Origin of the sequence: Candidatus Methanodesulfokora washburnensis, assembly GCF_003947435.1 — an archaeon.
In the GTDB taxonomy this organism is placed as follows: Archaea; Korarchaeota; Korarchaeia; order Korarchaeales; family Korarchaeaceae; genus Methanodesulfokora; species Methanodesulfokora washburnensis.
Genome location: NZ_RCOS01000039.1, coordinates 1 through 7,458, shown reverse-complemented (window position 1 = coordinate 7,458; position 7,458 = coordinate 1). Strand labels below are relative to the sequence as shown.

At 41.2% G+C, this 7,458-nt stretch carries 5 protein-coding genes and 1 pseudogene; 5 read left to right on the top strand and 1 reads right to left on the bottom strand.

Annotated elements, in window-relative coordinates; genetic code table 11:
- The coding region (locus D6D85_RS02770; protein WP_202617263.1) for a class II glutamine amidotransferase at positions 1-119 on the bottom strand (119 nt) is incomplete at its 3' end.
- A 138-nt stretch (positions 120-257) separates the two neighbouring features.
- On the opposite strand from D6D85_RS02770, the gene D6D85_RS02765 reads away from it, so the two are divergent.
- The 5 genes and pseudogenes from D6D85_RS02765 to D6D85_RS02745 all read left to right on the top strand — a co-directional run.
- Entirely contained in the window at positions 258-1,484 is a 1,227-nt protein-coding gene (locus D6D85_RS02765) for an ATP-binding protein (protein ID WP_125670555.1), read from the top strand.
- 75 nt (positions 1,485-1,559) lie between these two features.
- Positions 1,560-2,081, top strand: a complete 522-nt coding sequence (locus tag D6D85_RS02760) for a Holliday junction resolvase-like protein (RefSeq protein ID WP_125670554.1) — start codon at positions 1,560-1,562, stop codon at positions 2,079-2,081.
- Positions 2,082-2,173: 92 nt separating this feature from the next.
- Complete coding sequence (locus D6D85_RS02755; protein WP_125670553.1) at positions 2,174-4,753, top strand: carboxypeptidase-like regulatory domain-containing protein; 2,580 nt, start codon at positions 2,174-2,176, stop codon at positions 4,751-4,753.
- Between the two features lie 123 nt (positions 4,754-4,876).
- Entirely contained in the window at positions 4,877-6,676 is a 1,800-nt protein-coding gene (locus D6D85_RS02750) for a glycoside hydrolase family 99-like domain-containing protein (RefSeq protein ID WP_125670552.1), read from the top strand.
- Between the two features lie 109 nt (positions 6,677-6,785).
- Positions 6,786-7,458, top strand: a pseudogene (locus D6D85_RS02745) (hypothetical protein); the annotation flags it as partial.

Sequence of the window (7,458 nt, the reverse complement as noted above, 5' to 3'; positions counted from 1 at the left end):
TCAGGGTAGAAAGCTAGGCCCCAGCCATCCCGATTATATTTTCCTCTGAGACGGAATCCCCTAAACGAGATACGAGGGTTTACGGGCAGATTAAAGGACATCCCCAGAAGCTCGCACATATTCCTATTTTGAGCTCATTATTATTTAAGCTTTAATTAAGTTGTTCAGATGAATGACATTGCCACTCACTTTCCTTTTATTATACTGTTGCCTGCAATTCCACAGACTTTATAAGCATCTGTGGATTTATATTCCACATGGGATTCCTGAGGGAGATAACTGAGGAATATCTGGGTGCACTTCAGTATGTGAAGGAGGTTCCAAGGGATGTAAAACTTCCCACCAGCAGGGATATAGTGGCGCTAGTTGGACCAAGAAGAGCCGGAAAGACTTTTTTGATGTTAAAATCCGTTAAAAACCTGCTGGACTCGGGAAAGCAGGCTCTCTACATTTCCTTCGATGAGCTTCAGATAAGAAGGATTGATGCCAGAAAGCTGGCTGAGATGGCTAGAGAAGAATATCCCAGAGGTGAGATCCATCTGTTTCTGGATGAAGTTCAGGAATGGGAGAACTGGGACAGCAAGCTTCGCTGGCTCCATGATGTTAAGGACTTCTTTTTGTATGTGACAGGATCCTCCTCCGCACTTCAGTCCTCCGAGATACCAAGCAGGCTGAGAGGGCGCTATACCTCAGTTCTCCTTTTGCCATTCTCATTCCGCGAGGTTTCTTCTAAGGAGAAAATTGACATAACAACCTTCAGGGAGAGGGGTGCTATCAAGGCATTGCTTAACGATTATATGACATGGGGAGGATTTCCTGAGGTGTGGATTTACAGAAGCAGGGAGAAACTAGTCTCCCTTCTTGAGACGATGTTCTACAGGGATGTGATGGAGAGGCACAGGATAAGGGAGACCGCTGTTTTCCTGGAGCTTGCCCGTCTGGCGATATCAAGCTATTCATGTCCTGTAACATGGCACTCGCTTCGCAAGGCCATGAGAGCTACAGGCGTCAATGTTGATGTGAAGACAGTGATGAGCTATGTGGAATACATGAGGCAGGCAAACCTGCTATTTCCTGTTAAAAGGTTCACTTTTTCTGAGAGAGAGGCTATGGCATCGCCTAAGAAGATATATCTTGTGGATCCGGGGATAGCCACACTTCTGGAGAAGCCGATGGACAGAGGGAGAAGGGCTGAGAATTTAGTTTTTTTAGAGCTGGTCAGGAGGGGATATGAGCCGTGCTATTATGTAACTAAAACTGGCAAGGAGGTGGATTTCGTCACAATGAGGGAGAGAACTGTGGTTGAGGTGGCCCTTGAGGACTGGGAGAAACATACGGGAAAGGTGGCTGAGACAGCGAGGGAACTGGGGGTTGATGAGGCAACTATAGTCACATGGGATGCAGAGGGGGAGGAAAAGGCAGGGAACTGCAGGATATTTTTGGTACCTCTCTGGAAGTGGCTCCTTCAAGAACCCAAAAAGTAGCTTATGAGAAATAAGCTCTTTCTCTCCTAAAATGTTTAATTTTATAGCTCCCAAGCTGTCTTTAGAGGTGCCCTCATGTTAGAGTGGGTTGTAGTATTTCTGCTCTTTCTTATCTTCCTCGTATGGGCATACTACCGGGGGAGGATTTCTGAAATTGCGATGAGGAGGGCAACAGATCTTTTCAATGAGTGGAAGGAAAGAGAGCTTGAGAAACAGGTGGAGATGAGGCTTAAGCCGGAGCTTGAGAAGTGGAAGGAAATAGAGGAGGAGAACATAAGGAGGGATGCGATAAGCAGGTCGATATCCACAATTCTCGGTAAGGTCGGGGAAAGTCTTGCCCCTCTGCTAATATGGCAGGAGTACGGTGTCAATCCCAAGGATATGAGGTTTCTTGGGACTCCTGTTGATTACATTGTGTTTAAAGGGCTCTCAAATGAGAATCCGGAGGAGATATGGTTTGTTGAGGTGAAAAGCGGCAAGAGCACCGAGCTGACCACAAGGGAGAGAAGGATAAGGGATCTGGTGGAGTCAAAGAAGGTCAGGTGGATCACCCTTCACCTTCAATCAGAGCTGGAGAAGCTGAGAGCAGGGCTTTAAGGAATACATTCTCAGGAGATTCATTGAGCCCTATATTTTGCTCTTGTTCCAGAGAACTTTAAAGGTAAGATAAGAGAAGAAAAAATTTTATTATGAAAGATAATCTGAATGAACTGATAAGCATGAGGGTATTTGCTGTCATAACATTGATCCTTCTAGCGATCTCTATCTCAATAATCGCTGTACAAGTGTATGCATCAACAAAATTCTGGATGGAAAGCAGTGAGATGAGAAAGACAAAAACTCCGGATGAAAGGTTCGTCAATACAGAGCAAGCCATAGGTAGCCTTATTTTTGGTGGAAATGAGCTTGTGCAGTACTATGAACAGGCGACCTTAATAAATAATGTTACCCATCTATTTGATTTTAAACTACACAGTGTTACAATATATGTAAGAGATGAAAGGGATGCTCCAATAGGAGGAGCGTATGTTAAGGCCTTCTCACCGGACTGGGGTGTGATGTATCCGCACTATGAGGAGTGGAACACTACCGATAATAATGGCATCTACAAATTCACGCTTCCCACAGGAAACTGGGTTTTCATCGTGTCGAGCGGTTGGAATTACGCCACTAATAATCCCAATAAGGGGATCTTTATTGAAACCACAGCTTATATCAACAGCAGTATAGTCATAACCTTGAAACCACAGAAGAGCATTATGGTGAAAATAGTTGATGAAAAGGGATTTTCTCTTCCGGTAGATGAGTTATACATGCTTTCTTCAAAATACATTCCTGCTATTCCTCCAGCTTTTATTGGATATTCAAATACCGGTACCCTGACATTGTATACGAATCTTGAAAATCAGAATTTGACAATCGTAGCTATAAAGAGACCTTCTTCGGTATCAGATGGATATATCTTGGCAAAAGAGATATCAACAGTAGGTCAAGCTACTAATATCATCTCAGCAGCAAATACATCCAAGTTGATATTAGCTGCATATGAGCCTGATGGAAGCCTGTCAAAATATTGGAATGTGGAGTTTAGACTACCAGATCTTTATCTAGGAAATTGGGTTTATACTTTCCAGCTTAGCGGAAGAAACGTGTTCCATATAACACCAATGAAAGCCGTGCTAAACCCAAGATATATTCCCCCTGGATGGTACTATTATTTCGAGCATATAGCTTTATCTCTAGAGGCAAATCGCGAATACGTCTACTCCTTCGGTGGGAAGTGCTCTTTTCATATATGGGTTATAAAACAAGACACACAGCTATGGTTCGATATAAGAGATAGATTCGGAAATGTTCTGGCATTTTACTCTGATCCTACACGTGAACGAAATATAACCATGAGAATTTTTGAAGGAGGCAAAGAGGTTTACAAAGATAATATCGGAAGGTACATTCCTGGGACGCTATTTTATGGTATAGGGAAAACCTTCGCAGAATCGGCAACCTTTGAATTGTACATGAATATAGGACCATTAGGAGGGCTGGGTAAGATTTCGATAAACGGTCTCCTGTACGATAAGAGCCATCTTGTCGAATTTAAAGATGTGCAAAGCAAAAACTTTATTCTTCATATACCAGTCGGATATTTTTGGAATATAAGTGGTCAGACAAGAGAGCAGGTCTTCATAGATACTTTAGAAGCTGTCTACAAATCCATGGGAACTTATCTAGGAGAGAATTTACAGGGTAAACCTCACAGAGTTGAGGTGAATTTTGAATGGTGTGGAGTTGGAGGAACAAACTCTGTTGGATTCGGCGTTGGGGTTGCAAGATGGCCAGTTCATGTGCATCATGGCTTCTTAGGTGTTCTTTCTCACGAGCTGGGACACATGTACTCCTTCACGCCTCCACTAATATATTATGTCGAATGTCCTCTTTTTTGTGAACCTCTGGCAACTTACTTGGGCATAGAAGCTCTGGCAGTTCTTTACGGTCCTAATGTTAGGCTATGGTACTGGGGTACTCATCCGGGCTTTTTCGACTACATCGCTGGTGATAAGAACGTTCCAGAAATAGAACGTATGCAGTTTGTCTTCTTCTATTTGCATAGGACTTATGGGTCCGATATTCATAAGCGGTTTATACAGCTATGGGCGAACAGCACTATTAAAGACTATCTTATGAGAAAAGGCTTTAACGCGAATGAGATCATGGTTACCTTATACTCTTATCTAGCCAGAGAAAACCTAGCTTGGCTTTTCCGGATGGCTGGTTACAATATTCCGGAGAAGAGGATAGATGAGGGAATGAAGGCACTTCCTACAAGCCTTTCCGTAGTTATGGGATCTCTATGCTTTGATGCTTATGGTGTGGATAGGCATCTAGTCGAGCTCTACTTCCCCTCAGCTAGATTTGAGCCATATTCGAAGTATAAGGTGTTCTATTCCTACATAATTGTAGGAGGACCCTTTGTAAATCCTAACAGCGCTACCATAGCCGAAAAATCTGGGATAAGGTTTGGAAGAGACTGGATGGATGTAAATGGAACTGTTTATAGAAGCGAATGGAGATATTCTGACTATGCTATTATCCTGATAAAAGGAGGGGCGATTTATGTGATGGGAACTCACAGGTATGGGACAGAAGCAGCTTTGCTTTGGCTTTCTAGGAAGCCGTTGTTTTACTCCTATGCAATAATAAAGTGGGTTGACATAAATAGAGATGGAAATGTGGATCTAGAGGAGGTATCTGAAGTAATGAGAATATAACTTCTCATATACAATAACTCCAATTTAGGAAGCTCAGTTTATAATTAAAATCACTTTAATTTTCAGCTTGAGAAAAAGCTCTGTCAATAATCTTTATTATATTACCGCAGTTTTACAGTAGAATTGGGTAAGGAGATGAGGACTCTAAAAGCAATAGTCCTCCTCTTAGGAATAATACTTATCTTCTCTATGCTTCTGATGGTTTTCTTAGACTCAGATAACGATGGAATATCTGATCTCAAGGAGAGGGAATACGAAACGGATCCCAATAAGCCAAACTACCTTCTTGCTTATGCTTTGAAGAAGCTGCCTGAAGATGAAGCTCTAAAGTTTAAGAGTGTTGAGAACTTCAATGAGAGCTCTAAAGGACTGGTCGATTTATATTCCAGTTTATCTCAGGATAAGAGAAGCTCGAAGGAGGTGAATGAACTTCTGAATAAAATTCTCTCTGATAACAGGGTTGATGATCTCGAGAAGAATTTGTTCGATGATAGATTTGTCAATCCAACTTTGCCCTCAATAGATAATTTGAGTTGGAATCCTACAAGAGAAAATTTAGATAAGATCTACGATATTAACGTGACCTTTATTGCGAAGGATAATAAAACTCCAATAGCCTATGCTGAGCTTCATTTTGTTCCAGTAGAGTACTACTACATGATTGAGAAATATGGGATGAGGCCTGATGATTATCCGAAGGTGTTTCCACCAGATAAGGAGAGGGATCTCATCTTAACACCGGTTGATGGGAAGTTTGACAGTCTGGAGGAAAGGTTTTCAGTTCAAATAAAGGATATTGTTGGCGGTAGAGAATATAGGATAATCGTTTCAGTTAAAGATCTTGCAGGGAATGAGAGAATTGCGGAGGTAAGAACTCCTTATATAAGGCAGTATGAGAATATAGGTAAATTACTATATGAAAAAGGAATTATAGTTATGAGTGGATACGAGCCATTTAAGATGAGCGGAATTCCTCGAAAAGATGATGATCCCCTCTTAGGCAGATATGATACCATCGATGATATTGTGCTAATTAAGCACGTTGATTGGGCTACAGGATATGGTATAAACGTTTTTCTGCTCGATTCACAGAATCATTGGTGGCCTGAAATGAAAGACAAGGTTTTTAATATATGCGAAAAGTTGCTTTCATTCAATCAGATTAAAGTTGCTTGGGGTATTGGACCTTCAAAACGGCACTTTGTATATGGAGAATATGGAAAGGAAATCCCAGAATGGGCAATTGACTTGAAAATCCCCGAAAATAACGGAACTTTTCTTATGCTTGTTGAAGAGTTAATGAGACTGGCAAATAATGAAAACTATTTTAAAATTGATGGAAGATCTGTACTGTACATCTGGGATGAGGGAGCTTTCTTCAATCAAGAGGATACTTATAAAGCCGTTAAAGAACTGTTTGAATACAAATTATACCTAATAGCGGATTGGCTGCCACGCATTCCTACTTCACCATCAGATGAATATGTACGATTTCTTTTAGAGAAATATCGAGGTAATGGATTAAGGATTGTCGACGCTTTTACTGGTTGGATAGGATTTCATAGAGTTGGTCTGGATACAGAGGAGTATGTGAAAAACTATGAGTACTATTATGATAAACAGCTGGACATGTGGAAGCATTTCACCGAAGAATGGAATAAGGATTTTGTAGTTCCTTTAACACCAGGTTTTGATAATTCATATTCATGGGGTGGACCTCAGATACCTTTGCCAAGAGGCATTGAGAAATTTGCAAAACGATTGGAAATAGCTCTTAAATACTTGGATGCTCGGCGGCCAATGCTGAAAATTGATACATGGAATGATTGGGGTGAATGGAGCTATATTGAGCCAACGACTAAAGAGGATTTTTCTTATTTGGAAATTATAAAATCTTTTTTAACTAGGTATATAAAAAGCTAGCTTCTGAATCGTTTTGTGCACTTAATGATTAGAAGACCCTTCTTTTCTTTAGTTAAAAAATGTTTAGAATTAGAATAAAACTTAAAAGTAATTCTATCAAGTGTAGGATGTGCCGAAAAGACTACTGTTTATAGCATTATTTGTCCTTCTTGTAGCCTCAGTATTGCAGGTAGCAGCAAATCAAGAAGAGATCTTCATCTACATGATCACAGTAGATACATCCTCTGATTGGACCGAGGTAATTCTCTCAGGAGGGCCTAGGATAATCAGCTATAACTACAGCTTGAAAGGTCCTACCGAACTGCGCTATTCTATCAGGCCCGGATACATAAGCCTAAATAAGAAGGCTTATGACACAACTCCTGTCTCGGTAAATATGATATTTTTGGCATTAAGAGGAGAAAGCTGGTCTTTCACGATAAGAAAGGGTGATATAGGCTTCACAAGGATCTTCATATATAAATGGGTTGATGGAACCTTCAGGCTGGAGCAGAGCTTCTTAAATGAGGGAACTAACCCACAGCATCCGGGAACAAACGATAGAACCTTTTTCATGAACCTTCTATACGATAAACCGGCCGGAAGGGCTGTATATGAGGATACAGCCGGGGAGTTCAACCGTCTTATCCTAACTTTCTACTATCCTTGGTACGGGACGCCCAATGTAAGCGGGAAATGGTTTCACTGGGAGGGAGTAACGGGAGAAAGCATAGCTAACACAGCTCACTATCCTCTTCTCGGGATTTACGACAGCTGGGATGAGAGGGTCATCAATGCCCACA

Coding starts and splice junctions, on each gene's coding strand:
- D6D85_RS02765 (WP_125670555.1), top strand. CDS start 258: ATGGGATTCCTGAGGGAGATAACTGAGGAATATCTGGGTGCACTTCAG.
- D6D85_RS02755 (WP_125670553.1), top strand. CDS start 2,174: ATGAAAGATAATCTGAATGAACTGATAAGCATGAGGGTATTTGCTGTC.
- D6D85_RS02760 (WP_125670554.1), top strand. CDS start 1,560: ATGTTAGAGTGGGTTGTAGTATTTCTGCTCTTTCTTATCTTCCTCGTA.